The following is a 25,016-nucleotide window of genomic DNA, read 5'->3' on the forward strand; positions in this document are numbered from 1 at the left end:
GCGGAGCAGTCATGACGGTCCCAGCGACACAACCAGCTTGCGGTAGGGCGCAGTGTTCGGATCCCTACGTTGCAGCAGAATTCCCGAGACTGCTCGAGGAGCGTCTTCCACAGACACCACGTCTGTGATGATCCGACGGAAGACGTCAGGATGACGTAGCAGCATGTCCATGGCACGGCTTATGTGCTCCGGCGAGGTCCCGCGGTGCCCGGTGAGATAAATGATCTTCCCCTCGCGGGTCCGCGCTTCGAACCTCCGTCCGGACCGCGGGCTGCCGCACACGTTGCGGCGACGAATCAGATTCAGTTCGACATCCGGAATCTCACTGATCTTCTCTCCCGGCCTGAACCCCGTGGTCAGATCGATGCAAGCGCCGGCACCTGCGACAGCGACGGCCTGAGCGAGCGCTTCACGTCGTTGCCCTCTACCCACACACAGCGCCACTGCATCCGGACCGGACCCTCTGTACAGGGCGGCACCGGCGGGGAAGCGACGTGACGACGGGCACGACGCAAGACCCTCTTCCACGAATCCGTTGTCCACCGCACTCTGCACTCTGCGCTCGGATCCGTCCACGAGCGCGACTTCCGCAACCCCCAGCAGGCGCGCCGCCACAGCGGTGACCACGCCCATCGGCCCCGCGCCCACCACCAGCAACCGCGTGACGGTTCCGGGAGCGCCGAGAAGCCCGAGACTGTAGACCGCGACAGCGAGAGGCTCCGAGATGACGGCGAGCAGCGGGGCCAGGCCGGTGCGCACCGGGATTAACCGCGCAGCCCACGACGTCGCCTCTGAAAGGCATACCGCCTCCTGCAGCATCCCCTCTTCGCTGTGCCCGACGATGCGGTCCTGATCGTGCGGATCCACCGGGTTGACCAGGTAGAGCCCTCCGTGCGCCCCTTCGCCGACTGCATTCCTCTGTCGACGCTCAGGAACTTGCACCACCGCCTCATGCCCCAGAATCCGAGCGGTGTCGTCGCGGCCGCCCGCGAGGATGTCGAGGTCCGTGCCGCAGATGCCCACGAACAGGGGCTGCACGACGCGATGCGCGTCAACGTGTGGAGGGAGGTCGAACGCTTCGCAGGTGAGCGCACCATGCCCGGGGGTCATGACGAGCCGTCTTGCACGTCGCCGCATCACGCCCGGCCCTTCACTCGCCATGACCAGAGAGCCTGGACCACGCTTCTCTGAGTTCGTTGCGCTCCACATCGCTGACGAATACGGGTGCGTGTCCGACTTCTTGGATCAAGGGAAATCGTTGACTCCCCCCTCGATGGGCGGCTGTCTCACCAAGGCTTTCGAAGAGCTGATCGGCTGTCACAGAAGCGCTGTAGACAGGGAGTCCGACCGCTTTGATCAAGCATATGACTCGGTCCACGACATCGGGCAGGGTGATGCCGCGGTCTCGGCCGATCTCTAGGGTGAGTGCCATGTCGATTGCGACCGCTTCGCCGTGGGTCACTGAGAGACCGCTCATCTCGATCAGGGAGCTCACACTATGCCCGAAATCGACTGCACGATCGAGTCCCCTTTCCCATAGGTTGCCGGACAGCGACGACATCATGGCGTCGGCTGCTCGGCCTACCGCCTCAAGCCCTTTCTCGGTCTGATAGAAAGCTGGATCGGAAAGTCGATGCGCATCGAATTCCAGCAGGTCGAAGAGTGTCTCGTCAGCGACGACGGATATCTTGATCGCCTCGGCTATTCCACTCATCATGAATCGGTGCGGCAGGGTATTGAGGAACCTCACGTCCAGAATCGTGTTCACGGGTGGATAGAACAGCCCCAGACGGTTCTTGTGACCGAACTCGTTGATAGCCACCTTTGCCCCCACCCCTGCGTCGATGAGCCCGACCAGAGAAGTGGGCACGCGCACATACGGAACGCCTCTCCGGTACAACCCTGCTGCCAACCCGACTGCATCGAGCACCGCCCCGCCGCCCAGTGCAACTACGGGATGCAGCCGACGGGAGACCTCAGCGGACTCGAGCGTCTGAAGAATCAGTTCCAGCGCCTTCCAGTTCTTCGCCGACTCACCCGAGGGCACGGCGCGAAGAAGGGGACGCAACCCAGCCGCGTCGAGTTCGACAACCAACTCGGGACCGTATATCTCGGAAACTGCCGCGTCAGCCAAGATGACCGGTCGGACAGCCCCCAGCGAAGCGAGACTGCGGACGAGCGCCCTTGCCGCTCCGCCTCTGGTCAAGACAGCCTCGTACGCCACCGACTGTTGCTCGTCCATGCGACGCGTTCGGTGAGACAGGAGATCTCCGAACGAGGGCCTCATCAAAGGCTTCGTCGCGAGTGCGGCGCCCAGCAGTCCGGCCGAGTCGTCCACGCCCGCGAACTGCACAGTGGTCCGGAAGTACTGCGGATCCGCCTCGGTAATCATATACATGCCAAGTCTTTCCAAAGTGCGATGCACTGCGTCTTGGTACGCATGGCCGAGAGACTGCGGCACGCCTCCGGTGACGACGATCCGCGTCACTTCCGGGTCGACAGTCAGCAGCGAGACGATGGACTGGGCGACAGGCTTCACGACTGAGTGCAGAAGTTCGGTCGCTGCCGGATCCGATGTCGCGAGGCCCTCCAGGAGCAGGGCAGGCCAGAGCGACGGATCTTGGAGCAGGGCGGGGTCGAGCCACTTTGGTCGTTCCAGTGCGGACGCCAGCCTGGCCATCACACGGGGTATGCCACGACCTGAGCAGTAGGCATTGAGGTGGGAAGGACCCCCGCAGTCACAGGGGAGGTCCAGCGCACGTCCGGCGACGTGGAAATCGATCGGTATGTGTCCGATCTCCCCCTGCATCCCGAGTTGCGGGTGCAGGGGCACTCTCCGATTCGCCACTTCGATCGTCCGGCAGGCGATTCCCGTACTGATCGTCAATACACTGATCTTCTTTGCATGGCGATACGCAGCCCTGCTCGCAAAGTAGGTGGCCAGCGCGGTCACATCGTTGATCACGGACCACTGGACGTCGGCCCTCGCCGCGGAGAGTGCCTTTGTGAGATCAAACGATTCCGAGCCTGGGCCCCAGAGGGGCCCGGAGCCAAGTATGACGCCTGTGTGCCCATTGACTGCTGCACCGACAGAGATGCTGACCGACAGGGGCGCGTTCACGCTCCCACCCCCCAGCCTGTGCGACTCACCGAGCACGTAATCGACGAGTCGCTGGCGCAACTGTGCCTGTGACAGGCCTGGATGATTCAGATAGTTGACCGCCGGCACACGCGTCGCGCCGGTCAGGGAACCGTCCGCGTTCCGCACAGCACTGCGAAACCACGTTCCCCCGATGTCCAAGACCACCTGACGAGGGTGCTCTGTAAACCCGGCAGGGCACGACGCTAAGGCAGCTGGTCCATCCACTAGAACTCCGCCAGGGAGTCGAACGAGCCGATGTCGACCCCGGTCGCGGCGACGACTGATCTGACGTCTGCGTCGATGGCCTTGAGCAGCGCGCCGTCCTCATCGAACGTCTCTGCGATGATCACCAAATTAGGGGAATTGGACGACGCCCGCACAAGCAACCAGCTTCCGTCTTCCAATTCCACCCGAATACCGTTGAGTCGGTTGATCCGCGCGATGGGTTGCCCTGCGAGCCGGTGGTTCTCCTCGAAGTATGCAGCGATCTGGTCGACCACGGCATACTTCGTCTCGTCCGAGACATAGGGTTGCCGATTGGGAGAGGCAAAGGACTTCGGCAGGAGCGATAGCTTCGCCGAGAGATTCCAGTCCTTTTCGGTAGCCTTGGCGCTGCAAAGTGCCCAGAGCAGTGCCAGGGCGGCGACACAGGCGTCATCGTACCCTCGACCGAGTGGCTCACCGAAGAAAAAGTGGCCACTTCGCTCAAATCCCGCGACGGCACCGGATTCGGCGACGGCGGCCTTGACGTAGGAATGTCCTGTCTTCGCCCACACGATATCGCTGGCCAGCTCGGACTCGTACAACGAAGTGGACTTGACGTCGATGACGAAGGGTCCGGCTACCTTGATCTGCTCCTCGAGGAACTTGGCAACCACCAGTCCGACACGGTCGGCGAAGACGAGTCGGCCCAAGTCGTCGACCACGCCGAGACGATCACCGTCTCCATCGAAGCAGAGCCCCACATCGGCTCCGCTACCAGCCACCAGAGACTCCACCGCGCGGAGGAAGGGGACACTTTCTGGATTCGGGTTGAAGTTCGGAAAGGTCCAGTCGGGTTCCACATTGCCCGGAACGACCTCGAAGCCGAGGCGCTCCAGAAGCACCGGCGCATAGAGGCCGGCTGTGCCGTTACCCGTCTCCACCGCGACCTTGAGGCGTGGCAGGCCCTCGAACCGGTCCGCCCACTCCTCGACGAGTCCGTCGAGATAGGCTTCGCGGGCGCCGTCACTGAACGTGTAGGAGCCCGACCTGCCCTCCGTGCCGGCAGCCTGGGCGGCGAGGGTGTACGACTTGAATTTCTGCATCTCGTCCGGACCGAAGGTCGATGCCTTGCGGTGGCCGATCTTCACGCCGGTCCAGCCGTTCTCATTGTGGCTTGCCGTCACCATGGCAACACAGTCCACATCCAAGGAGAACTGCGCATAGTAGGCGCCCGGCGTCGTCGTGAGGCCGATGTCCACAACGTCCATACCTGCTTGAAGCAGACCGACCACAAGCGCATTTTTCACGTTCTCCGAATAGCTCCGGAAGTCGTGACCCACGACGATGCGCCGACCGGCATCGAGTTCCTCAGCAAGGAAGCGACCCAGGTGAAGCCCGAGGACTCGGGCCCCCACGAAGTTCAGCCCGACAGGAGTACCGTCGCCGGTCGGCTGGATGACCCACCGTGCGTCATACTCCCGAAAACCCGTCTCGGCAAGAAGAATGTCTTCGACATAGCTTGCCGAGTTGTACGTCCCGCTCATTCAGACATCACTCCGAGTCGCCTTTTCTCCCAGAGTGTGCAAGTACTCGAGAGGAAATTCAAGAATCAAGCGCCTAGGCATTGCACCCACCCTGGAAAGGTCGAACATGAATCGCTCACCCAGGCGCTCCAACGTGAGTCGGTCGTGCTCTAATTCAATGGTGTGCGGACCGGCCGTCGCGGTGGCATCAGCGACGACGCGGGCGAAATCTGCACTTCGAAAAGTACCGGTGATGTCCACCCATTCATCGGTCTCGAGGTCGAACGGCCAGTGAGCTTTGACGACCGCGACGTCCGCGTCACTGAAGATATCGACACTGCCCTCTACGGGGTGAGGAAAGCTGAGGGTCATACTCACGGTGCTTCCGCCTCTCGGAGTTCAGGACTCACCCACGCGGACCCAGAGTCACCGCGACATGACGAAGGGTAACTGGATCGACGTCTTAGCCACTATACTGCGTGCCCCCTGGACAGAGTGGCGTTCAGGAGTTGTCGTATCCGGGCATTCCCTGTCTGGACCCGCGACGCGAGGACATACGTCCTCCTCACTGCGAGGCATGCTACGAAACGCCTGGAGCCCCCGCCGGGGCGGGGGCTCCAGAGTGCGGCGTACGGCACCGCCTCAGCCCGAACCCGCGAACAGGACGAACAGGGCCCAGACCACCGGCGCCGTCGGCAGAAGGCTGTCCAGCCGGTCCATGATGCCTCCGTGGCCCGGGAGCAGGGTGCCCATGTCCTTGATGCCCAGGTCCCGCTTGATCATGGACTCGCCCAGGTCGCCCAGCGTGGCGCTGACCGCGACGGCGAAACCGAGCAGCAGACCCTGCCACCAGGTGCCGTCGTCGATCAGGAACTGCATGCACAGCGCACCGGCCACCATCGCGAACGACACCGCGCCGAGCAGGCCCTCGCGGGTCTTGCCGGGGCTGATGCGCGGAGCGAGCTTGGTCTTGCCGAAGCGCCAGCCGACGGCGTACGCGCCCGTGTCGCTGACGACCGTCAGGAGCAGGAAGATCAGGACGCGGAAAGCGCCGTCGTCGGCGGTGAGCATCAGGGCGACGAACGTGGCCAGGAACGGGACGTAGAAGGCCGCGAAGACACCGGCGGTGACGTCCTTCAGATAGCCCTCGGGCGGTTCGGTCATGCGCCAGACCAGCACCGCGAGCGCGGTGAGGGCCATGGCGACCCACGCGCCCTCGGGTCCCCGGACGTATCCGGCGACGACCATCGCGGCCCCGCCGACCGCGAGCGGCACGAGCGGCGCCTTGATGCCCTTGCGCTCCTGCAGCCTGCTGGTCAGCTCCCACAGACCCACGACGACGGCGACCGCTATCACGCCGACGAACACGGCCTTGACGACGAACAGCGACGCGACGATCACGACGCCGAGCCCGACGCCGACCCCTATGGCCGCGCCCAGGTCTCGGCCCGCGCTCTTCTTCTGCGGTGCGGGCGCCGGCTGAGGGGCGTCGGGCATGGGCTCCGGATTCTGCGGCACCGCCGCAGGGGGCTGTGCCGACGGGGTGTCGTTGCCGTGGGCGGCATCGCCGTAGGACTGGGTGCCGTAGGGCGCGCCGCCGTAGCTCTCGTCGCGGAACAGGGGGCCGCCCGGCCGAGCGGCCCCCCGGTCGTCATCCTGGTGACCGCCGTGTGCGGGTACGTCGGGGACGATGGGCATGGGGCGAGTCTGCTGCGCCTCAGGCGCATCGTACGCGGGACCCGCCGGGGCGGCCCCCTGGACAGGTCCCTGCCCCTGATCGACGGGCCCCCAGTACCCGGCCCTCGGTCCGGCGTGCGGCGGTGAGCCCCAGGAAGAGTCGTTCATCAGACCTCGAGCAGCTCTGATTCCTTGTGCTTCAGGAGCTCGTCCACCTGAGCGACGTACTTCGCGGTGGTGTCGTCGAGCTCCTTCTCCGCACGGCGGCCCTCGTCCTCGCCGACCTCGCCGTCCTTGATCAGCTTGTCGATCGCGTCCTTCGCCTTGCGGCGGACCGCGCGGATGGACACCTTGGCGTCCTCGCCCTTGCCCTTGGCGACCTTGATGTAGTCGCGGCGGCGCTCCTCGGTCAGCTCCGGGAACACCACGCGGATGATGTTGCCGTCGTTGCTCGGGTTGACGCCCAGGTCGGAATCGCGGATCGCCTGCTCGATGTTGCGCAGCGCGGTCTTGTCGAACGGGGTCACCACCGCCATGCGCGGCTCCGGCACCGAGAACGAGGCCAGCTGGTTGATCGGCGTCGGTGCGCCGTAGTAGTCGGCGACGATCTTGTTGAACATCGCCGGGTGCGCACGGCCGGTGCGGATCGCGGCGAAGTCCTCCTTGGCGACGACGACGGCCTTCTCCATCTTCTCCTCGGCCTCGAGGAGGGTCTCTTCGATCACCACTTGCTCCTGCGTGTCTTGAGTAGGCCCGGCTGCGGATCCTTGCGGGGGCGGCGGCCGGCTGCGTCGCGTCTTCTTCCTGCACGGTTCCCGACCGGCAGGACATTGTCCATCCCCCGACCAGGGTCCGCCCCCCGGTCAGGTGTTGTCGTACGAAACCGGGTTTCCACCGGTCAGGCTCGGCCGCCTTGCTCGTCCACAAGCGTGCCGATCTTCTCACCCTTGACGGCGCGAGCGATATTGCCCTCCGCGAGAAGCTCGAAGACGAGGATCGGGAGTTTGTTGTCCCGGCACAGCGTGACCGCCGTGGCGTCGGCGACCTTCAGCTCGCGCGTGATGACCTCGCCGTAGCCGAGGGCGTCGTACTTGACGGCCGCCGGGTTGGTCTTGGGGTCGGAGTCGTAGACGCCGTCCACACCGTTCTTGCCCATGAGCAGCGCCTCGGCGTCGATCTCCAGGGCGCGCTGCGCGGCGGTGGTGTCGGTGGAGAAGTACGGCATGCCCATACCGGCTCCGAAGATCACCACACGGCCCTTCTCCAGATGCCGCACGGCGCGCAGCGGGATGTACGGCTCGGCGACCTGGCCCATGGTGATGGCGGTCTGCACACGGCTGTCGATGCCCTCCTTCTCCAGGAAGTCCTGGAGGGCGAGGCAGTTCATGACGGTGCCGAGCATGCCCATGTAGTCCGAGCGGGCGCGGTCCATGCCGCGCTGCTGGAGTTCGGCGCCGCGGAAGAAGTTGCCGCCGCCGATGACGACCGCGATCTCGGCGCCGTCGCGCACGACCGCGGCGATCTCGCGGGCGATCTTGTGCACCACGTCGGGGTCCACGCCCAGGCCCCCACCGCCGGAGAACGCCTCTCCGGACAGCTTCAGCAGGAACCGGCCGTGTACCTTGCCGTCGTCGCTCTTCTGGGCCTTGGTGGTCATGGGAGTTCCCGCCTCTTTCGCATGGTGCACAAACGAAGAAGGCCACTGCCGGTGGGGTGTTGTTCGCATCCCATGCGCGGCAATGGCCTCCTCGTCAGATCTGCTGTCGTCCGCCACGCGTGCGCGTGACGGCGTACCGGACGACTGCACCCGACCCTATCGGGCCGACGCGTCGATCGCGGTACGGACTCAGATGCCGACCTTGATGCGCGAGAAGCGCTTCAGGGTGACACCGGCCTCGTCCAGAACCTTCTGGACCGACTTCTTGTTGTCCAGCGCGTACGGCTGGCCGAGCAGCGTGGCGTCCTTGAAGAAGCCGTTGAGGCGACCCTCGACGATCTTCGGCAGGGCGGCCTCGGGCTTGCCCTCGGCGCGGGTGGTCTCCTCGGCGACGCGGCGCTCGGACTCGACGACCTCGGCCGGCACGTCCTCCTTGGAGAGGTACTTCGGCGCGAAGGCGGCGATGTGCTGGGCGACGCCCTTGGCGATCTCGGCGTTCGGCTTGTCCAGCTCGACGAGGACACCGATCTGCGGGGGCAGGTCGGGCATCGTGCGGTGCATGTACGCGGTGACGTAGCCGTCGGTGAACTGCGCGAAGCGGTCCAGCACGATCTTCTCGCCGAGGTTGGCGTTGGCCTCGTCCACGAACGCCTGGACGGTCTTGCCGGGCTCGATCTCGGAGCCGAGCAGCGCCGCGATGTCGGCCGGGGCGGTCTTCGCCACGTGCTCGGCGATCGCGTTGGCGACGGCCTGGAACTTGTCGCCCTTGGCGACGAAGTCGGTCTCGCACTTCAGCTCGACGATGACGCCGGAGGAGTTGTCGTCGGCGATGACCGAGACCACGGCGCCGTTCTCGGCGGAGCGGCCCTCGCGCTTGGCGACGCCCTTCTGGCCCTTGATGCGGAGCGCCTCGACGGCCTTGTCGACGTTGCCCTCGGCCTCGTCCAGCGCCTTCTTGCAGTCCATCATGCCGGCGCCGGTGAGCTCACGGAGCTTCTTGACGTCAGCGGCGGTGTAGTTCGCCATGATCTGTGAATCTCTCTCGGAGTTCGAAGTCTCGAAGATCTACGAAGATCTGCGGGCTGTGGGTGGACGGCGGGCGGCACGCTCGGTGCCCCCCGCCGTCACTTCGCCCTACGTCCGTACGGGCCGCGTGGCGACCGTACGGCTCACGGCCTGACTCAGGCCTGCTCGCCCTCGGCGGCCGGAGCGGCCTCGGCGGCGGGAGCCTCGTCGGCGGCAGCCTCGGCAGCGGGGGCCTCGACAGCGGCGGCCTCGGCGGCCGGAGCCTCGTCAGCGGCCTCGGCCGGCTTCTCGGCAGCCTCGTCCGCCTTCTCGGCGTCGGCCTTCTTCTCGCCCTCGAGCAGGTCGCGCTCCCACGCGGCCAGCGGCTCGCCGGCGGCCTTGTCGCCCTTGTCGCCGGTGGCGACGCCGGAACGGGAGATCAGGCCCTCGGCGACGGCGTCGGCGATCACGCGGGTGAGCAGGGTGACGGAGCGGATCGCGTCGTCGTTGCCCGGGATCTTGTAGTCGACCTCGTCGGGGTCGCAGTTGGTGTCGAGGATGGCGACGACCGGGATGTTGAGCTTCCGGGCCTCACCGACCGCGATGTGCTCCTTCTTGGTGTCCACGATCCAGACGGCGCTGGGGACCTTGGACATCTCGCGGATACCACCGAGGGTCTTCTCGAGCTTGGCCTTCTCACGCGAGAGGACCAGGAGCTCCTTCTTCGTCAGACCCGAGGCGGCGACGTCCTCGAAGTCGATGAGCTCGAGCTCCTTGAGGCGCTGCAGGCGCTTGTAGACGGTCGAGAAGTTGGTGAGCATGCCGCCCAGCCAGCGCTGGTTGACGTAGGGCATGCCGACGCGGGTGGCCTGCTCCGCGATGGCCTCCTGCGCCTGCTTCTTCGTGCCGACGAACATGACCGTGCCGCCGTGGGCGACGGTCTCCTTGACGAACTCGTAGGCGCGGTCGATGTACGACAGCGACTGGAGCAGGTCGATGATGTAGATGCCGTTGCGCTCGGTGAAGATGAAGCGCTTCATCTTCGGGTTCCAGCGACGGGTCTGGTGACCGAAGTGGACGCCGCTTTCCAGCAGCTCCCGCATCGTGACGACGGCCATGGCCGTTCTCCTTGGGTTTCTCGGTTGTGCCGCGGGAACCGGACGGCTCCCGCGCCTGACGCCCGCGATGCGCCGAGCCACGAAGGACCGAGAGGCGCTGATACCGGAAGACCGACGTGGCCGGGCCCCCCGATATTGGGGCGTGCGAAGTCGACCCGGTGACCCGGATCGCCAGAAGAAGTGTACGGGACCCGCGGGGTGCCGGGTGACGCCGCTGTCCACAAGCTGTGCACGGTCCACAGGCCGAAGCCCTGATCGGCGGGGTGCGGGACGGTTCGGTCATGTATGCGAAGCGATGCCTCGGCGGCCTGGCGCTGCTCCTGTCGGTCATGACGCTGACGTCCACGGCGTGGGCCGGCCCACCCGCCTCACCGGACTCGTCGGCCCGACCGGTTCCACCGCGCTCGTCCGCCCCGCCCGACCCGCCGAGCCCTGCAGACCCATCCGCCCCACTCGACCCACCCGACCCACTCAACCCACTCGACCCACCGAGCCCGGCAGACGCGCCGGACCCGCAGAGCCGGTCCGACCCACCGGGCCCTTCCGACCTGCCGGACCCGCCCGTCTCCCCGGGCCCGCCCGTCTCCCCCTACCCCGCTGTCCCCACTGTCCCGGCCGCGCCGCCGCCGGCCTCCCCGTCCTCTGGTCCCGCCCCCGCCCCCGCCCCCGCAGAGGCCGAGCCCGGCGGCGAGGCGCCTCCCGTCCCGGCGATCGGCCGGACGTGGCCGGTGGGCACGCGTCCGCCGGTGGTGCGCGGCTGGGAACCTCCGGCGACGCCGTATGCCCGCGGCCATCGAGGCGTGGACCTGGCGGCCCCGCCGGGCGCACCGGTACGGGCGGTGGCGGCCGGACGCGTGTCCTTCGCCGGCCGGGTGGCGGGCCGGGGCGTCGTCTCGGTGGAGCTGACGGCCACGGGCCTGCCGCCGCTGCGCACGACGTACGAGCCCGTGCGGGCGTCGGTGCGCGAGGGTGACCAGGTGATGCCGGGCCAGGTAGTCGGGACGGTGGAGCCGACGGGCTCACACTGTGCGCGGACCTGTGTGCACTGGGGGCTGCGGCGCGGCGGCGCCTATCTGGACCCGTTGTCCCTGCTGCCGCCGTGGCTGCGGCGCACGGCACCCTCCAGACTCCTGCCGGTACTGGGCGTCCCCCTGCCGTGACCCGGCCGGGGCGCCCCTGCCATGCCGCGGCCGGCGCCGTCCTTCGGGCGCCGACCGCGGCAACCCGGCAACCCGGCAACCCGGCAGCGCAGCAAACGCAGCAAACGCAGCAGCCCGGCAGGTCAGCCGCGGACTCCGCGCAGGACCATGCCGACCGCGGCCTCCGTGATCGCCGTCGGGTCTTCCGCGGCGCCCAGCTCGATCCGCCGTACCGCCGCGTCCACGACGCCCTGCAGCAGCATCGCCGCCAGCCGGGGCTCCGCATGACCCAGCTCGGCCAACGCGTCGCCGATCATCGCCACGAGGCCGCCGTGCGCCGCCCGGATCTTCTCCCGGGCCCCGGCGTCCAGCTCGCTGGCCGAGATCGCCACGACGGCCCGGTGCCGCCGGTCCCCGACCAGCGCGAGCTGGCGCCGCACGAACGCCTCGACCTTGGCCTCGGCACCGTCGGCGGCGGCCATCGCCGCTTCGACCTCCGCCGTCCACACGGGGAAGTCGACCTCGCACAGCTCCTCGACCACCGCGGCCCGCGACCGGAAGTACTCGTACACGGACGAGCGCGCGAGACCCGTCCGCTCGGCGAGGGCGGGGAACGTCAGCGCTTCCGTCCCGCCCTCGGACAACAGGGAACGTGCCGCGTCCAGCAGGGCGGCACGCTGCATCGACCGGTGCTCGGCCACGGAGGCCGCTCGAATCCTTGGCACGTCGTCCACTGTACGGACGCTCCACGCCCGGCGGGAGTGACTGCGCGCGCAGCGCCGAACAACGGGCCGGTCAGCGCAGGTCAACGCAGGTCAGCGACCGAAGCTCGCCAGTTTGGCCCGCAGCTGGAGCACCGACTTGGTGTGGATCTGGCTGACCCTGCTCTCGGTCACCCCCAGCACGTTGCCGATCTCGGCGAGCGTCAGCCCCTCGTAGTAGTACAGGGTGACGACCGTCTTCTCCCGGGCGGGCAGCGTGTTGATCGCCCGGGCGAGGAACCGCCTGAGCTCCCGGTCCTCGGCCACCTCCACCGGGTTGTCTGCGGCCGTGTCCTCGAGCGTGTCCATCAGGCTGAGCCGGTCGCCGCCCTCGCCGCCGACGTGCAGCAGCTCCTCCAGCGCCACCACGTTCGCCAGCGACAACTGGCTGAAGACGGCGTGCAGTTCCTCGACCGCGATGCCCAGCTCGGCCGCGACCTCGCACTCCGAGGGGGTCCGCCGCAGCCGTGCCTCCAGCGTGGCGTAGGCCCGCTCGACGTTGCGCGCCTTCTGCCGGACCGACCTCGGGATCCAGTCCAGCGCCCGCAGCTCGTCGATCATCGCGCCCCGGATCCGGGTGATCGCGTACGTCTCGAACTTGATCTCCCGGTCGACGTCGAACTTCTCGATCGCGTCGATCAGCCCGAAGACCCCGGAGGACACGAAGTCGGCCTGCTCCACGTTGGGCGGCAGCCCGACGCTCACCCTTCCCGCCACGTACTTCACCAGCGGCGAGTAGTGCAGGATCAACTGCTCCCGCAGCCGCTCGTCGCCGGTCGCCTTGTACGAGCGCCACAGCTCGTCGAGCGTCGAGGGAGCGGGCGGCCGCACGCTGCCACCGTCACGGGCGGCTGGGGGGATCGCCGCCCGGTCGGACCCGGAGGTGTGCTGGGGCATTCGTCGCCTTGTGCCGTTCTGCCGTGAAGTGCGTCGGGGTGGGTGAAGGTGATACCAGGTGGTGCAGTGGTGCCGGTCTGTGACGGAATCCTCGTGAGCGTAGCGTGACTGCGGTGTCGCGGTGCGCGAAGGCCGTGGCCGGACCGGTACGCAGATACGTTCCGCTGAGCGCCCTCCCGGGGCAGGTCGATCGCGGTCGTCATCACGAGGTCGCGTCAACTACCGGATTCCGCAAGGCTTTCGGCGTTCCCCCGGACGGCCGAACCCCCCTGGTCAACACGGAGGCCGATCCCCTCGAACGGAGACCATCGCCTGGCGTGTCAACTTCCAGCCGTCGCCGTGTCGTTCGACGTAGCCGAGCGCTCTGAGTTCGTACAGCCTCGCGATCGCGTCGTCCGGCGTCGTCCGGGCCTCGCGGGCGAGCTCGTCGACCGCCGCGGTCCGGCGCGCCGGGAGCGCGGCCAGCACGAGCCGGGCGCCCGGCTCGAGGAGGTCGCGCGGCAGCGCCGGCCCGCGCCGGTCGGGTGCCAGCTCCCCCATGTCACCGACCAGCTCGACGACTTCCGCAGCATCCGTGACCAGCACGGCCTCCTGCCGAAGCAGTTCGTGCACCCCGGCGGAGAGGCCGCTGGTGGCCGGGCCCGGCACTCCTATCGTGTGCCGCCCCAACCGCTGTGCCGCCCGGGCCGTGACCAGCGAACCGCTGCGGTGGGCGGCCTCGACGACGACCGTGCCCCGGGTGAGCGCGGCGATCACCCGGTTGCGCAGGACGAAGCGGCTCGGCGTCGGATGTTCGCCGGGCGGCAACTCCCCGATCACCAGGCCCTGTTCGGCGATCCGGCCGATCAGCTGTGTGTGACCCCGCGGATAGGGCCGGTCGACCCCGCAGGCGAGGACGGCGACGGTGGCGCCACCCGCTGCGAGAGCGCCCCGATGGGCGGCGCCGTCGACCCCGTAGGCGCCGCCGGACACGACGACCCATCCTCGTTCGGCGAGGCCGCAGGAGAGAGAGGCGGCCATGTGGGCGCCGTACTCGGTGCAGGCCCGGGCGCCGACGACGGCCACCGAGCGCAGCGCCCACATCCGCAGGCTGGGCCGTCCGCGCACCCAGAGCCCCAGCGGCCGGGCGTCCCCGAGATCCTCCAGCGTCCGGGGCCACTCGGCGTCGCCCGGGCACACGAACCGCACCCCGGCCTCCTCCGCGAGCGCCAGGTCCCGCTCCGGTTCGGCCCGCTCGGCCCGCGCCCGCAGACCGGCCCACCGCCGTGCGGTCACTCCCGGCAGCGGCTCACCGTCCGTGCACAGCCGCCGCACCACCTCCCGCACACCGCGCTCGCGAACCCACTGCCCGCCGACCTCGTCGCCCGGCTCGACGACCCGGCCGAGGAAGACCCGGGCCAGCCGGTCCTCGGCCCGGGCGCCCGCGTTCACGTGAGTGCCCCGAGGGCCATCGGCACCCCGCGGGGCACGCCCGTGCGCAGCTGCAGGGCCAGGGCCACGTCCGTCGCGTCCGGCCGGTCGTGGCCGACCAGGTCGGCGACGGTCCAGGCGACCCGCAGCACGCGGTCGAGCCCGCGGGCGGTCAGTGTCCCGCGCTCGAGGTTGCGCTCCGCCTCGTCCATCGCGCCGACCGCCGCGTGCCAGCGGTGGCGCAGCTCACGGCCGGGCACCTCGGAGTTGGTCCGCCACGGGGTGCCCGCCAGCCGGACCGCCGCGCGCTCCCGGGCAGCCCGAACCCGGTCGGCGACGGTCGTCGTCGACTCCCCTCCGGGCCCGCGGTGCGCGAGCTCGGCCCGGCTGACCGGGTCGACCTCCACGCGCAGGTCGACCCGGTCGAGCAGCGGCCCGGACAGCCGCGCCTGATAGCGGCGGACCGCGGAGGGCGAACAGTCGCACAGGGCGTCGCGCAGCGAGAAGCGCCCGCACGGACACGGGTTGGCGGCCAGCACCATGAGGAACCGCGCCGGGAACCGCACGACGCCCGCGCTGCGCGCGATCACCACATGCCCCGCCTCGAGCGGCTGCCGCAGGGCGTCGAGGACCCGGCTGCCGAACTCGGGGGTCTCGTCCAGGAAGAGCACGCCCCGGTGGGCCAGCGAGACCGCGCCGGGGCGGGCGACCCCGGGGCCGCCGCCGACCAGCGACTGCATCGTGGCCGAGTGGTGCGGGGCGCAGTACGGGGGCACGTCGATGAGGGGCTTGCCGGGCGGCAGCAGGCCCGCCACCGAGTGCACCGCCGTGACCTCCAGCGACTCCTCCCTGCACAGTGTGGGCAGCACCGCCGGCAGGCGCTCCGCGAGCATCGTCTTGCCTGCGCCGGGCGGGCCTTCGAGGAAGAGGTGGTGTCCGCCCGCCGCGGCCACCTCCACCGCGGTCCGCGCCGAACGCTGGCCGACCACGTCCGCGAGGTCGTGCTCCTGGTCCGGGTGGACGGCTCCCATGCCGGTTGCCGCGCCGGTGCCGGGCATCCGCAGGCCCGCCAGGAGCGGATCCGGGCGGCCCGCCTCGTCCGGGTCCTCCTCGGGAACGGGTTCGTCCGCGAGGACGGCGATCAGCTGCCGCAGGCTGCGCACCCCGAGCACCGAGACGCCCGGCACCAGCGTGGCCTCGGCGGCGGCGCTCTCGGGCACGACCACCTGTTCGTATCCGGCGGTCGCGGCGGCCAGGACCGCGGGGAGGACGCCCCGCACCGGCCGCACACGTCCGTCCAGGCCCAGCTCGCCGATCATCACGATGTCGGCGAGCACCCGCGGGTCGATCCGTTCGGCCGCGCCGAGCACCGCACAGGCCACGGCGAGGTCGAAGCCCGATCCCCCCTTGGGCACGGAGGCGGGGCTGAGGCCCACCGTGAGCTTCTTCTGCGGCCACTCGCCGCCCGAGTTCACCACCGCGGCCCGCACCCGGTCGCGGCTCTCGCTCAGGCTCTTGTCCGGCAGCCCCACCAGGGTGAACGCCGCCACTCCGGGTTCGAGGTCGGCCTGCACCTCGACGACGACGCCCTCGACGCCCACGAGCGCCACCGCACACGTACGCGCGAAGCCCATCTCAGGCCACCCCCCGCGCGTGCTGCACGACGGCGGCTCCGCGGCGCGGCAGGACCACGCCGACCAGGTCGACGCGGACGCCGCCCGGCGGGGCTCCGCCGTGTGCCTGGATCCATCGCTCGGCGAGCCCGCGCAGGCGCTGAGCCTTCTCGGGCGTCAACGCCGCCATCGGGTGCTGGAAGCCGCCCTCCCTGCGGGTCTTCACCTCGCAGACCACCAGTGCGTCGCCGTCCCGCGCGACGATGTCGATCTCACCGGTCCTGCCGCAGCGCCAGTTGCGCTGCAGGACCGTCATCCCGGCCTCGGCCAGCAGCCGGGCGGCCAGCTCCTCGCCGTACCTGCCGAGTGCGCCACGTGCCAGTTGTGCGTTCATGTCGGCACCACCTCCGGCACCAACGCTCACGCATCCGCCGCCACCGGAAGGATCTTGGTGGACACGCCGGCCGTTGTGGAGAACTCCGTCAGCCGTCCGAGCGAATCCCGCTCAGCCGGCCCCGCCGGGGCTCCCGGCGGGAATCCGGCACGGCTCAGCTCCCGGGTAGCTCCAGGTCGCTCTTGTTCAGCTCCTCGATGTTCACGTCCTTGAACGTGAGGACCCGTACCTGCTTCACGAACCGGGCCGGCCGGTACATGTCCCACACCCAGGCGTCGGCCATCGACACCTCGAAGAACACCTCGCCCTGGACCGAGTGCACCTGCATCTCGTAGTCGTTGGTCAGATAGAAACGACGCTCGGTCTCGATCACGTATTTGAACAGACCGACGACATCGCGGTACTCCCGGTAGAGCTTCAGCTCCATCTCGGTCTCGTACTTCTCGAGGTCCTCGGCGCTCATGGCATGTTCCCCTTCAGCCGTGCGATCCCCCCATTGTGCGCCAGTCCCGAGCGCCCCTAGACGATTTCCGTGTCAAGGGTCACCGGTCCGGCCGGGGGACCTTCGTCGAGCAGCCTGCGCAGCAGCTCGGCGAGTCTGGTCGGATACACCGTCTCATGTGCCTGGGTCAGTTCCTGACACGTCCACCAGCGCGCTCCGGCGACACTGCGCCGTTCCAGCTCGGTCAGGGCCGTCGCCCGGGTCGCCGTCACCGTCGTCCGGGCGAGGTAGTACCACTCGTCCTGGTCCCAGCGGCGGCCCGCGAAGGGGAAGGAGCACATCCGCCGCCACAGCACCGGACCGAGGTCGACCTCGGTGATGCCGGTCTCCTCGACGAGTTCCCGCAGAGCGGCCTCCTCACGGGTCTCGTCGCCCTCCACGCCGCCACCGGGCGTGAACCACCAGTGGTCGGCGGGGTCGTCCGGTTCATGCCCGTGCAGCAGCAGGATGCGGTCCTGTGGGTCCAAGAGGACGACCCGTGCCACCTTGCGCAGCCCGCCCTCGTAGGAGTCGACGCCCGCGACGGTCGGCTCGTGCGCCGGCTCAGCGGGCACTGGCGGGCTCCGGCCGGGTGCGGCGGCGGCCCGTCCGCTTGGCGATCGGGCCGTACGCGCCGCCGCCGAGCACCAACGCCGCGCCGGCGACGATCAGCCAGCCGATCGTGCCCAGCGGGCCCGGCTCGGAGAGGGCGCCGAGGTCCTCGAAGCCCGTGGGCCGCTTCAGCATGCCGTTCATGGGCCAGACGACCGCCTCGACACGGGCCTTGACCGCGCTGCGCGCCACCGTGCCCTGCGCGGCGTCCGTGAGGTGGGCGGTGGAGTCCAGGGAGCCCTGCCGCTCGTCGCCGAGGAGGAAGAGCCTGCCGTCGGGGACCGTCACGGTCGGGAAGTTCTTGATCTCGGCCAGCGTGCCCGGCGGAAGATACGGTTCCTCGATCCGCTTGCCGTTGACGGTCAGCTTGCCGTCGGTGCAGCAGGAGACCGTGTCGCCGCCGACCGCGACCACGCGCTTGACGACGGGCGCGTTGCTCACCCAGGTCTTGTCGATGAAGACGACCACGTCTCCGCGGCGCACCTCGCCACCGTCGATGCGCTCGGCGAGCACGCGGTCACCGGCGGCGATCGTCGGGCTCATGGAGCTGGTCGGCACGGTGTAGGGCCGGTAGAGCAGGGCTCCCCAGGCGAACCCGCCGAGGAACAGCACGAGGCCCAGTGCGACGGCCAGTCCGGACAGTCGCTGTCCGGTCCGGCTGCCCACCGGGCCGCTGCTGGTGCCACCGCCGCTGCGCGGGGCCGTTCGTGTAGTGCTCTCGCCACCCATGGACCCGCACCCTACCGGGCGGTACCGAACCCGGTCAGCCCCTCTTTCCCGGCCTCGCCCGGTTCGGCCCGGTCTTCGCAGGCCGAGGTCACACGCTTGGGAAAGGGTTTGCCGAACGAGGCCCGGCGGGCCGGGCACGGGCACGGGCCCAGCGGTCAGCGGTCAGCGGTTCTCGGAGTCCCCGGTCCGTCGGCGACGCCACAGGATCACCGGTACGACTCCGGCGAGGGCGAGACCCTGCGGCGCGACGGTGAGAGCCGCGGACGCCGCGGACTGATCGTTCAGACCGGTCTGCTCGAAGGTGTCCGGCACCGGCAGCGTGCCCCAGTGGGTGATCGGCCAGGCCTTGACGATGGCGCGGCCGACGACCTGGTCGACGGGCACCATGCCGTGGTTCTTGTCCGACTGGTTGTAACGCGAGTCGCGCGAGTTCTGACGGTGGTCGCCCATGACCCAGACGTAGCCCTTGGGGACCTTCACCGAGAACTGGCCGCCCTGGTCGTCCTGGCTGCACGGGGTGTTGCCGGGGTACACGTACGGCTCGTTCAGCGCCTTGCCGTTGACCGTGAGCGGGCCGGTGCCCTTGCAGGCGACGGTGTCGCCGCCGACGCCGATGACGCGCTTGATCAGGTCCTTCTCCTCCGCGGACGGCATCAGGCCGATCCAGCTGAGGACGGTCTGGAAGGCGTTCGGCTCGACGGTGTTCTCGCCCGCGAGCCAGTTGTCCGGGTCGTGGAAGACGATGACCTCGCCGCGCTCGGGCTCGGAGCCGAACCACGGGGTCAGCTTGTCGACGAGAACCCGGTCGCCGATCTTGAGGGTGTTCTCCATCGAGGCCGACGGGATGGAGAAGGCCTGCACCAGGAACGTCTTGATCAGCAGCGCGAGAACCAGTGCGATGCCGATCAGGATCGGCAGCTCCTTCCAGAAGGAGCGGGGCTTCTTCGCCTTCGGCGCCGAGCCGTCCGAACCGTCGCCGCCGGTGCGGGGCTGTTCGTCCGACGGCGGACCGTCGCCGCCCGCCACGGGGTCACTCCCGGAGGTCACGGCGCCGTCCGCCACCGGGTCGGCAGCGCCCACGGGGTGTCCGCGGTGCTCCTCGCCGTCGTGCCCGGACCGTGCGCCAACCGCCACATCCCCCACGCCAACTCCTCACCTTGTGCCGCTGCCTGCCCCACATACGACGCAGGCCCACCACTCCCATAACGAGCGGGAGTTCCGCAGGGGTCGGGAGTCTTCCGATCGATCCGTTCGGACCGTCGGTAGCAACCCTATGCGACGGCTGGGCGGAGGCGGTCGCCGCGACGGCCGAGCCGGTCACCGACGAGAAAGTTTGCGGTTCCTTGAGACGGATCCAGTGCCCGAGGGGCCAGGCGATCACCATGGCCCGGCCGACCACCTCGTCCTCCGAGACGGTGCCGCCGTAGTCGGTGTTGCGATGCGCCCTGGAATCGGCGGAGTTGGCCCGGTGGTCGCCCATCACCCACAGCCGCCCCTCGGGGACGGTGATGTCGAACGGGTCGTCCGAGGGGGTGTTGCCGGGGTAGAGATAGCTTCCCTCTTCCAGGGGAACGCCGTTGACGGTGACCCGCCCCTGGGTGTCGCAGCACTTGACGTGGTCGCCGCCCACCCCGACGACGCGCTTGATGAGGTCCTTCTCGTCGTCGGACGGCAGCAGACCGATGAAGGTGAGCCCTTCCTTGACCTGCTTGACGACGACCGGATCCGCCTTCTTGGCGGTGGTCTGCTCGTCGTCGAGCCAGCCGCCGGGGTCCTTGAAGACGACGACGTCCCCGCGCTCGGGCTTGGAGCCGAACCACGGGGTGAACTTGTCGACCAGGACGCGGTCGCCGATCCGGATGGTCTGCTCCATGGAGCCGGACGGGATCACGAAGGCCTGCACCAGGAAGGTCTTCAGCACCAGGGCTATCAGGACGGCGACGCCGACCAGCAGCGGTATCTCCCGCACGGCCGAGCGCCTGCGCTTGCGCTTGACCTTGCGCTGCAGCTTGCGCCGCTCCGCTCGGGAGCGGCCGGGGCCCGGGCCGGAGGTGCGCCGGACGCCGGTGGGCAGGAGGTTGTCAGCGGCGCTGTCGGGGAGGCCGCGCGGCTTGCCGCGGTTACCCACGGGCGCCCTCCGAGCCGGGCACGCGCCCGTAGGCGCTCGGACGCGAGAGGCGGGTGAGGTGGGCGAAGGGCCAGACGATCCAGTCGGCGCGGCCGATCACGTCGTCGACGGGGATCATGCCGCCGCCGGGTGAGCCCAGGTGGTCCCGGGAGTCGCTGGAGCGGCTTCGGTGGTCGCCCAGGACGAACAGGGCGCCGTCGGGCACGACCACGTCGAAGGCGGCCGTGGACGGGCTGTCGCCGGGATACAGGAATGTCGACTCGTCGACCGACCGGCCGTTCACCTGGATCCTCCCCTCCTTGTCGCAGCAGACCACGTGATCTCCCCCCACACCCACGACGCGCTTGATGTAGTCGGAGTTCCCGAAGTACCCGGTGCCGTCGAACACGACGACGTCGCCGCGCCGCGGCTCGGCACCGAAACGGTACGCCAACTTATTTACGAGAACGCGGTCACCGATCCTCAACGCGTTTTCCATGGATCCGCTGGGAATCTGGAATGGTTGCACCACGAAAGCGTTGAGGACGAGCAAAAACAGCAGGCAGGCCAGCGCGGTCAGGCTGTAGCGGCCCCCGGGGACCCAGGACGTGATCCGGCCCGCCCACGCAAAACGCGACCGCCCCTCCGGTCCCTGCGGGTCCGCGGTCTCCTGAGAGACGGCGGCGGCCACGGAAGGGCGGGAGGAGCGATCGCGCTCCGGCGTCGACTGAGCTTCGGTGTCCATCGGGGCCAGATGTTATCCGGCCCCTCCATGAACTCCGGAAGGCGCTCAGTTGTCGCGCTTCTCCTTGATCTTCGCGGCCTTGCCGCGCAGCTCACGGAGGTAGTACAGCTTGGCGCGGCGCACGTCGCCGCGGGTGACGAGCTCGATCTTCTCGACGATCGGGGTGTGCACCGGGAAGGTGCGCTCGACGCCGACGGAGAAGGAGACCTTGCGGACCGTGAAGGTCTCGCGGACGCCGGCGCCCTGGCGGCGGATGACTACGCCCTTGAACTGCTGCACACGGGAGCGGTTGCCCTCGATGACGCGGACGTGGACGTTGACGGTGTCACCCGGGCGGAAGGCCGGGACGTGGCTGCGCAGCGACGCGGCGTCGACAGAGTCGAGCAGGTGAGACATTTCGTCTGCTTTCTTCGCTGATGCCACAGGTCATCAACGGAACTAGATGTTCGAGGATTGAGTGCCGTGTGCCCGTCGAGGCGGGCGTCGTGTCCCCCTGCGGCAGGGGCGCACACCGGACGGCGCACAACAGCGGCCTATTCTTCCACGCTGTCGGTCCTGCGCCAAAATCGACCGAACGGGGCGCCCTCCGGGTCGGGCATCCAGCCCAGGATGGAGAGCATCTCGCGGTCCTTCTTGTCGAAGGTCTTCGGCTCGCAGCGCTCGATCAGGTCGGGCCGGTGGGCCGTCGTGCGCCGCAGTGCCTCGTCACGGCGCCACCGGGCGATCTTCCCGTGGTGGCCGCTGAGCAGCACCTCGGGGATCTCGCGGCCGCGCCAGGCGGGCGGCTTGGTGTAGACGGGCCCCTCGAGGAGGTTGGCCATCGCGCCGGGGGCGAAGGAGTCGTCGCGGTGGGACTCGGCGTTGCCGAGGACGCCGGGCAGCAGGCGTGCCACCGCCTCGGTGACGACCAGGACGGCGGCCTCCCCGCCGGCCAGGACGTAGTCGCCGATGGAGACCTCGTAGACCGGGATGCGGGTGGCGTACTCGTCGACGATCCGCCGGTCGATGCCCTCGTAGCGGGCGGGCGTGAAGATCAGCCAGGGGCGCCCGGACAGCTCGACCGCCAGTTCCTGGGTGAAGGGCCGGCCACTGGGGGTGGGGACGACCATCGCCGGGGCGTGCGCGCCGCGCTCATAACCGTCGGCGAGGACGGAGTCGAGGGCGTCGCCCCACGGGTCGGTCTTCATGACCATGCCCGGGCCGCCGCCGTAGGGGGTGTCGTCGACCGTGTTGTGCCGGTCGTACGTCCACTCACGCAGGTCGTGCACCCGCACGTCGAGCTGCCCACGCGCGCGTGCCTTGCCGACGAGGGAGACGTTCAGCGGCTCCAGGTACTCGGGGAAGATCGTGACGACGTCGAGGCGCATCAGGACTCTTCTCCGGCCGCGTCCCGGGTGCCGGCGACCTCGGCGCGGTCGTCGATGAGACCGGGAGGCGGGTCGATGACCGCCCGCTGCTCCTCGAGGTCGATCTCGGTGACGATCGACTCGACGAACGGGATCATCACCTCGCTGCCGTCGGGCCGCTCGACGATGAAGAGGTCCTGGGAGGGCAGATGCGAGATCTCGGTGATCCGGCCGACCTCGGCGCCGTCCACGGTGACCACGTCCAGGTCCATCAGCTGGTGGTCGTAGTACTCGCCCTCCTCCTCGGGCAGCTCCTCGGGATCGACCTCGGCGATCAGGAGGGTGTTGCGCAGGGCCTCGGCGGCGTTGCGGTCGCGCACGCCCTCGAAGCGCAGAAGGAGGCGGCCGCTGTGGACGCGGCCGGTCTCGATGGTCAGCGGGCCGGTCGGGGCCGGGTCCGTGAACAGGACGGCGCCGGGTGCGAGCCGCAGCTCCGGCTCGTCGGTGCGTACCTCGACGGTGACCTCGCCCTTGATGCCGTGGGCGCGGCCGATCCGTGCGACTACGAGCTGCACTTCTGAAGATCTCCTGTCGTGCCTGTCGTCACGAGTGCCGTAACGACTGCGGGCCGGGGACGGCCCAGTGGCCTTCCCCGGCCCGAGCCGGTGGTGCGGAAACGCGTCAGCGGACGTGATCCACGTCGACGAGGTCGACGCGGACGCCCCGGCCGCCGATGGCGCCCACGACGGTGCGCAGAGCGCGTGCGGTGCGGCCGTTGCGGCCGATCACCTTGCCGAGGTCGTCCGGGTGGACACGGACCTCGAGCACCCGCCCGCGGCGCAGGTTGCGCGAGGCGACCTGCACATCGTCGGGGTTGTCGACGATGCCCTTCACGAGGTGCTCAAGCGCCTCTTCGAGCATGCTGCTCAGGCCTCGGTCGACTCAGAGGACTCGGCGGCGGCCTCGTCCTTCTTCTCGGCCTTCTTCTTCTGGGTGATGGCCTCACCCTTACCCGAGTCTTCGCCGCCGAGGGCCTCGAACACGGGGCGAGCCTTCTTCGGCTCGGCGACGAGCAGCGGCGCCGGGGCGGGCTCGCCCTTGAACTTCTGCCAGTCGCCGGTCTTCTTCAGAATCGCGAGCACCGGCTCGGTCGGCTGCGCGCCGACACCCAGCCAGTACGCCACGCGGTCGGCGTCGACCTCGATGATCGACGGGTGGTACGTCGGCTGGTACTTGCCGATCTCCTCGATCGCACGACCGTCACGACGGGTGCGGGAGTCGGCGACGACGATGCGGTAGTGAGGCGAACGGATCTTGCCCAGACGCTTCAGCTTGATCTTGACTGCCACGGAAGTGGTGTCTCCTGGTCTTGACGTGGTTGGGCACGGCGAGATGGCCGCGTGGGGTTGCGGTACCCGAGTGCCCGATGGACGCGTCAGCCGGAGGAGAGAGGGGTCCTGTGCGACTGTCGAGTACAGCTGACCATTGTGCCATACCCGGCCGGTCCCCTCGGCCGGGGGGCTGCTGCGCCCGGGCACGGCTGAGCGGCACCCGGCGCCCTGCGAGGAAGCGTCGGACGCACGGCCCGGCGCGGCGGGGCGCCGGCCGCGGCCCGCAGCGCCCCTGAAGGTCCCCCGGGCCGGTGGGGCGCCGGGGGAGGCACTGCTGAACGCGGCGGACGGGAGCCCCGCCCGCGCCGTGGACCGGCAGCCACGAGATGCCGGTACCGGACCGCCCTCGGCCGGGGCCAGGGCCGGTCGTCTGGATCAGGCCGGGCCTAGGCCGCGCCGACGATCTCCGGGATCCGGAACGGCTTGCCGCAGCCCCCGCACACGATCGGCGCCTGGGCCAGGACCGACGGCACGACCCGGACGTTGCGCCCGCAGTCGCAGACGGCCTTGACGCGGACGCCTCCGCCGGAGGAGCCGTGCCGGGCGGCCGGACCCCGGAAGGTGCGGGCGGTGTCGGCCGAGGTGGCCGCCGTGTGGGCCTTGAGGGCACGCTGCAGGCGCTCGATCGTCGGGCGGTAGCGGCGCTTGGCCTCGGGGTTGAGCGTGACCAGGGAGAAGCCGCTGCTGGGGTGCGGTTCCTCGGGGTGGTCCAGCCCCATCTCCTCGGCGATCGCGAGGAATCTGCGGTTGTGGTAACGGCCGGCGCGGGAGGTGTCGCGGACGCCACGGGCGGCCGCGATGCCATGGACTGCCTCGTGAAGCAGCCGCTCGAAGGAGAGCTCGTGACCGCAGGCGGACGACGACTCCCCGATCAGGGACTCTGGCGCGGCGAGATCCGGCAGCTCGGGGTGGTACCGCTGAATGTCGGCCCACGCCTCTGCCAGCTCTGCGGCGAGAACTGGTGGTGTCTGTGTCGTGCTCACGTAATGACAACGAGCGGGGGTGCCCCAGTGTTCCTATTCCGGGGCATCCCAAATAATTTGCACGTACCCGTCAGTCGGCACT

27 protein-coding genes are annotated in these 25,016 nt (G+C 69.3%); 1 reads left to right on the forward strand and 26 read right to left on the reverse strand.

The window, feature by feature from the left end; all coding sequences use genetic code 11:
• Window positions 1-9: 9 nt before the first annotated feature.
• The 9 genes from ACN6LD_RS03570 to rpsB all read right to left on the reverse strand — a co-directional run bounded on the left by ACN6LD_RS03570 (window position 10) and on the right by rpsB (window position 10,326).
• On the reverse strand, window positions 10-1,161 hold the full coding sequence (locus tag ACN6LD_RS03570; RefSeq protein WP_445042506.1) for a hypothetical protein: 1,152 nt from the start codon (window positions 1,159-1,161) through the stop codon (window positions 10-12).
• A complete protein-coding gene (locus ACN6LD_RS03575; RefSeq protein WP_445042507.1) occupies window positions 1,151-3,307 on the reverse strand; it encodes an ROK family protein in 2,157 nt (718 codons plus the stop codon). The genes ACN6LD_RS03570 and ACN6LD_RS03575 overlap by 11 nt, the downstream gene beginning before the upstream one ends.
• A gap of 59 nt (window positions 3,308-3,366) precedes the next feature.
• Window positions 3,367-4,890: a hypothetical protein gene (locus ACN6LD_RS03580; RefSeq protein WP_445042508.1), complete on the reverse strand. Its 1,524-nt coding sequence runs from the start codon at window positions 4,888-4,890 to the stop codon at window positions 3,367-3,369.
• Window positions 4,891-5,247: a hypothetical protein gene (locus ACN6LD_RS03585; protein ID WP_445042509.1), complete on the reverse strand. Its 357-nt coding sequence runs from the start codon at window positions 5,245-5,247 to the stop codon at window positions 4,891-4,893. It lies immediately after the preceding gene.
• A gap of 264 nt (window positions 5,248-5,511) precedes the next feature.
• Window positions 5,512-6,714, reverse strand: a complete 1,203-nt coding sequence (locus ACN6LD_RS03590; protein WP_319197092.1) for a phosphatidate cytidylyltransferase — start codon at window positions 6,712-6,714, stop codon at window positions 5,512-5,514.
• Window positions 6,714-7,271: a ribosome recycling factor gene (frr, locus tag ACN6LD_RS03595; protein WP_057580535.1), complete on the reverse strand. Its 558-nt coding sequence runs from the start codon at window positions 7,269-7,271 to the stop codon at window positions 6,714-6,716. Before frr ends, ACN6LD_RS03590 begins: the two co-directional genes overlap by 1 nt.
• A gap of 173 nt (window positions 7,272-7,444) precedes the next feature.
• Window positions 7,445-8,203, reverse strand: coding sequence for a UMP kinase (pyrH, locus tag ACN6LD_RS03600; protein ID WP_057580534.1), 759 nt, complete (start codon window positions 8,201-8,203; stop codon window positions 7,445-7,447).
• Window positions 8,204-8,392: 189 nt separating this feature from the next.
• Window positions 8,393-9,229, reverse strand: a complete 837-nt coding sequence (gene tsf / locus ACN6LD_RS03605; protein ID WP_306949074.1) for a translation elongation factor Ts — start codon at window positions 9,227-9,229, stop codon at window positions 8,393-8,395.
• Window positions 9,230-9,384: 155 nt separating this feature from the next.
• Window positions 9,385-10,326 (reverse strand): 30S ribosomal protein S2, encoded by a 942-nt coding sequence (gene rpsB / locus ACN6LD_RS03610; RefSeq protein ID WP_319197095.1) that lies wholly within the window; start codon window positions 10,324-10,326, stop codon window positions 9,385-9,387.
• Window positions 10,327-10,874: 548 nt separating this feature from the next.
• On the opposite strand from rpsB, the gene ACN6LD_RS03615 reads away from it, so the two are divergent.
• On the forward strand, window positions 10,875-11,486 hold the full coding sequence (locus ACN6LD_RS03615) for a murein hydrolase activator EnvC family protein (RefSeq protein ID WP_445042557.1): 612 nt from the start codon (window positions 10,875-10,877) through the stop codon (window positions 11,484-11,486).
• 122 nt (window positions 11,487-11,608) lie between these two features.
• Here the strand turns inward: ACN6LD_RS03615 and ACN6LD_RS03620 are convergent, their stop codons facing one another.
• The 17 genes from ACN6LD_RS03620 to ACN6LD_RS03700 all read right to left on the reverse strand — a co-directional run bounded on the left by ACN6LD_RS03620 (window position 11,609) and on the right by ACN6LD_RS03700 (window position 24,934).
• The gene (locus ACN6LD_RS03620) at window positions 11,609-12,166 is read right to left on the reverse strand and encodes a TetR/AcrR family transcriptional regulator (RefSeq protein WP_319191699.1); all 558 of its coding nucleotides are present in this window, start codon (window positions 12,164-12,166) and stop codon (window positions 11,609-11,611) included.
• 114 nt (window positions 12,167-12,280) lie between these two features.
• Window positions 12,281-13,123, reverse strand: a complete 843-nt coding sequence (whiG, locus tag ACN6LD_RS03625) for an RNA polymerase sigma factor WhiG (protein WP_266725921.1) — start codon at window positions 13,121-13,123, stop codon at window positions 12,281-12,283.
• A 273-nt stretch (window positions 13,124-13,396) separates the two neighbouring features.
• Window positions 13,397-14,554 carry a DNA-processing protein DprA gene (dprA, locus tag ACN6LD_RS03630; protein WP_319191694.1) on the reverse strand — a complete coding sequence of 386 codons (1,158 nt, stop codon included), beginning with the start codon at window positions 14,552-14,554 and terminating at the stop codon, window positions 13,397-13,399.
• Complete coding sequence (locus ACN6LD_RS03635; protein ID WP_319191692.1) at window positions 14,551-16,167, reverse strand: YifB family Mg chelatase-like AAA ATPase; 1,617 nt, start codon at window positions 16,165-16,167, stop codon at window positions 14,551-14,553. Before ACN6LD_RS03635 ends, dprA begins: the two co-directional genes overlap by 4 nt.
• A 1-nt stretch (window position 16,168) precedes the next feature.
• Window positions 16,169-16,570 carry a YraN family protein gene (locus ACN6LD_RS03640; protein WP_319191691.1) on the reverse strand — a complete coding sequence of 134 codons (402 nt, stop codon included), beginning with the start codon at window positions 16,568-16,570 and terminating at the stop codon, window positions 16,169-16,171.
• Between the two features lie 124 nt (window positions 16,571-16,694).
• The gene (locus ACN6LD_RS03645; RefSeq protein ID WP_005311352.1) at window positions 16,695-17,003 is read right to left on the reverse strand and encodes a DUF2469 domain-containing protein; all 309 of its coding nucleotides are present in this window, start codon (window positions 17,001-17,003) and stop codon (window positions 16,695-16,697) included.
• Between the two features lie 56 nt (window positions 17,004-17,059).
• Window positions 17,060-17,596, reverse strand: a complete 537-nt coding sequence (locus ACN6LD_RS03650; protein ID WP_319191689.1) for an NUDIX hydrolase — start codon at window positions 17,594-17,596, stop codon at window positions 17,060-17,062.
• Window positions 17,586-18,362, reverse strand: coding sequence for a signal peptidase I (gene lepB, locus ACN6LD_RS03655; RefSeq protein WP_445042510.1), 777 nt, complete (start codon window positions 18,360-18,362; stop codon window positions 17,586-17,588). The genes ACN6LD_RS03650 and lepB (ACN6LD_RS03655) overlap by 11 nt, the downstream gene beginning before the upstream one ends.
• Window positions 18,363-18,524: 162 nt before the next feature.
• Entirely contained in the window at window positions 18,525-19,505 is a 981-nt protein-coding gene (lepB, locus tag ACN6LD_RS03660; protein ID WP_319191685.1) for a signal peptidase I, read from the reverse strand.
• A complete protein-coding gene (gene lepB / locus ACN6LD_RS03665) occupies window positions 19,393-20,490 on the reverse strand; it encodes a signal peptidase I (RefSeq protein ID WP_319191683.1) in 1,098 nt (365 codons plus the stop codon). Before lepB (ACN6LD_RS03665) ends, lepB (ACN6LD_RS03660) begins: the two co-directional genes overlap by 113 nt.
• Window positions 20,483-21,214, reverse strand: a complete 732-nt coding sequence (lepB, locus tag ACN6LD_RS03670) for a signal peptidase I (protein ID WP_319191681.1) — start codon at window positions 21,212-21,214, stop codon at window positions 20,483-20,485. Before lepB (ACN6LD_RS03670) ends, lepB (ACN6LD_RS03665) begins: the two co-directional genes overlap by 8 nt.
• Before the next feature lie 45 nt (window positions 21,215-21,259).
• Window positions 21,260-21,610: a 50S ribosomal protein L19 gene (gene rplS, locus ACN6LD_RS03675; protein WP_445042511.1), complete on the reverse strand. Its 351-nt coding sequence runs from the start codon at window positions 21,608-21,610 to the stop codon at window positions 21,260-21,262.
• Window positions 21,611-21,747: 137 nt separating this feature from the next.
• Window positions 21,748-22,581: a tRNA (guanosine(37)-N1)-methyltransferase TrmD gene (gene trmD, locus ACN6LD_RS03680; protein ID WP_319191679.1), complete on the reverse strand. Its 834-nt coding sequence runs from the start codon at window positions 22,579-22,581 to the stop codon at window positions 21,748-21,750.
• Window positions 22,581-23,135, reverse strand: coding sequence for a ribosome maturation factor RimM (gene rimM / locus ACN6LD_RS03685; RefSeq protein WP_319191677.1), 555 nt, complete (start codon window positions 23,133-23,135; stop codon window positions 22,581-22,583). The genes trmD and rimM overlap by 1 nt, the downstream gene beginning before the upstream one ends.
• Before the next feature lie 106 nt (window positions 23,136-23,241).
• Window positions 23,242-23,481, reverse strand: a complete 240-nt coding sequence (locus ACN6LD_RS03690; protein ID WP_003973401.1) for an RNA-binding protein — start codon at window positions 23,479-23,481, stop codon at window positions 23,242-23,244.
• A 5-nt stretch (window positions 23,482-23,486) separates the two neighbouring features.
• The gene (rpsP, locus tag ACN6LD_RS03695; RefSeq protein ID WP_319191675.1) at window positions 23,487-23,909 is read right to left on the reverse strand and encodes a 30S ribosomal protein S16; all 423 of its coding nucleotides are present in this window, start codon (window positions 23,907-23,909) and stop codon (window positions 23,487-23,489) included.
• A 428-nt stretch (window positions 23,910-24,337) separates the two neighbouring features.
• The gene (locus tag ACN6LD_RS03700; protein ID WP_057580519.1) at window positions 24,338-24,934 is read right to left on the reverse strand and encodes a hypothetical protein; all 597 of its coding nucleotides are present in this window, start codon (window positions 24,932-24,934) and stop codon (window positions 24,338-24,340) included.
• Between the last annotated feature and the right edge of the window lie 82 nt (window positions 24,935-25,016).

Source organism: Streptomyces sp. SAS_272, from assembly GCF_052543235.1.

What these genes read in the sequence shown, in the direction of transcription:
- rpsB (WP_319197095.1), bottom strand. Translation starts at nt 10,326, where the DNA reads ATGGCCGTCGTCACGATGCGGGAGCTGCTGGAAAGCGGCGTCCACTTC.
- lepB (WP_445042510.1), bottom strand. Translation starts at nt 18,362, where the DNA reads ATGGGTGGCGAGAGCACTACACGAACGGCCCCGCGCAGCGGCGGTGGC.
- whiG (WP_266725921.1), bottom strand. Translation starts at nt 13,123, where the DNA reads ATGCCCCAGCACACCTCCGGGTCCGACCGGGCGGCGATCCCCCCAGCC.
- ACN6LD_RS03590 (WP_319197092.1), bottom strand. Translation starts at nt 6,714, where the DNA reads ATGAACGACTCTTCCTGGGGCTCACCGCCGCACGCCGGACCGAGGGCC.
- lepB (WP_319191681.1), bottom strand. Translation starts at nt 21,214, where the DNA reads ATGGACACCGAAGCTCAGTCGACGCCGGAGCGCGATCGCTCCTCCCGC.
- ACN6LD_RS03570 (WP_445042506.1), bottom strand. Translation starts at nt 1,161, where the DNA reads ATGGCGAGTGAAGGGCCGGGCGTGATGCGGCGACGTGCAAGACGGCTC.
- pyrH (WP_057580534.1), bottom strand. Translation starts at nt 8,203, where the DNA reads ATGACCACCAAGGCCCAGAAGAGCGACGACGGCAAGGTACACGGCCGG.
- trmD (WP_319191679.1), bottom strand. Translation starts at nt 22,581, where the DNA reads ATGCGCCTCGACGTCGTCACGATCTTCCCCGAGTACCTGGAGCCGCTG.
- tsf (WP_306949074.1), bottom strand. Translation starts at nt 9,229, where the DNA reads ATGGCGAACTACACCGCCGCTGACGTCAAGAAGCTCCGTGAGCTCACC.
- ACN6LD_RS03645 (WP_005311352.1), bottom strand. Translation starts at nt 17,003, where the DNA reads ATGAGCGCCGAGGACCTCGAGAAGTACGAGACCGAGATGGAGCTGAAG.
- rplS (WP_445042511.1), bottom strand. Translation starts at nt 21,610, where the DNA reads ATGTCTCACCTGCTCGACTCTGTCGACGCCGCGTCGCTGCGCAGCCAC.
- ACN6LD_RS03580 (WP_445042508.1), bottom strand. Translation starts at nt 4,890, where the DNA reads ATGAGCGGGACGTACAACTCGGCAAGCTATGTCGAAGACATTCTTCTT.
- ACN6LD_RS03635 (WP_319191692.1), bottom strand. Translation starts at nt 16,167, where the DNA reads ATGGGCTTCGCGCGTACGTGTGCGGTGGCGCTCGTGGGCGTCGAGGGC.
- ACN6LD_RS03690 (WP_003973401.1), bottom strand. Translation starts at nt 23,481, where the DNA reads ATGCTCGAAGAGGCGCTTGAGCACCTCGTGAAGGGCATCGTCGACAAC.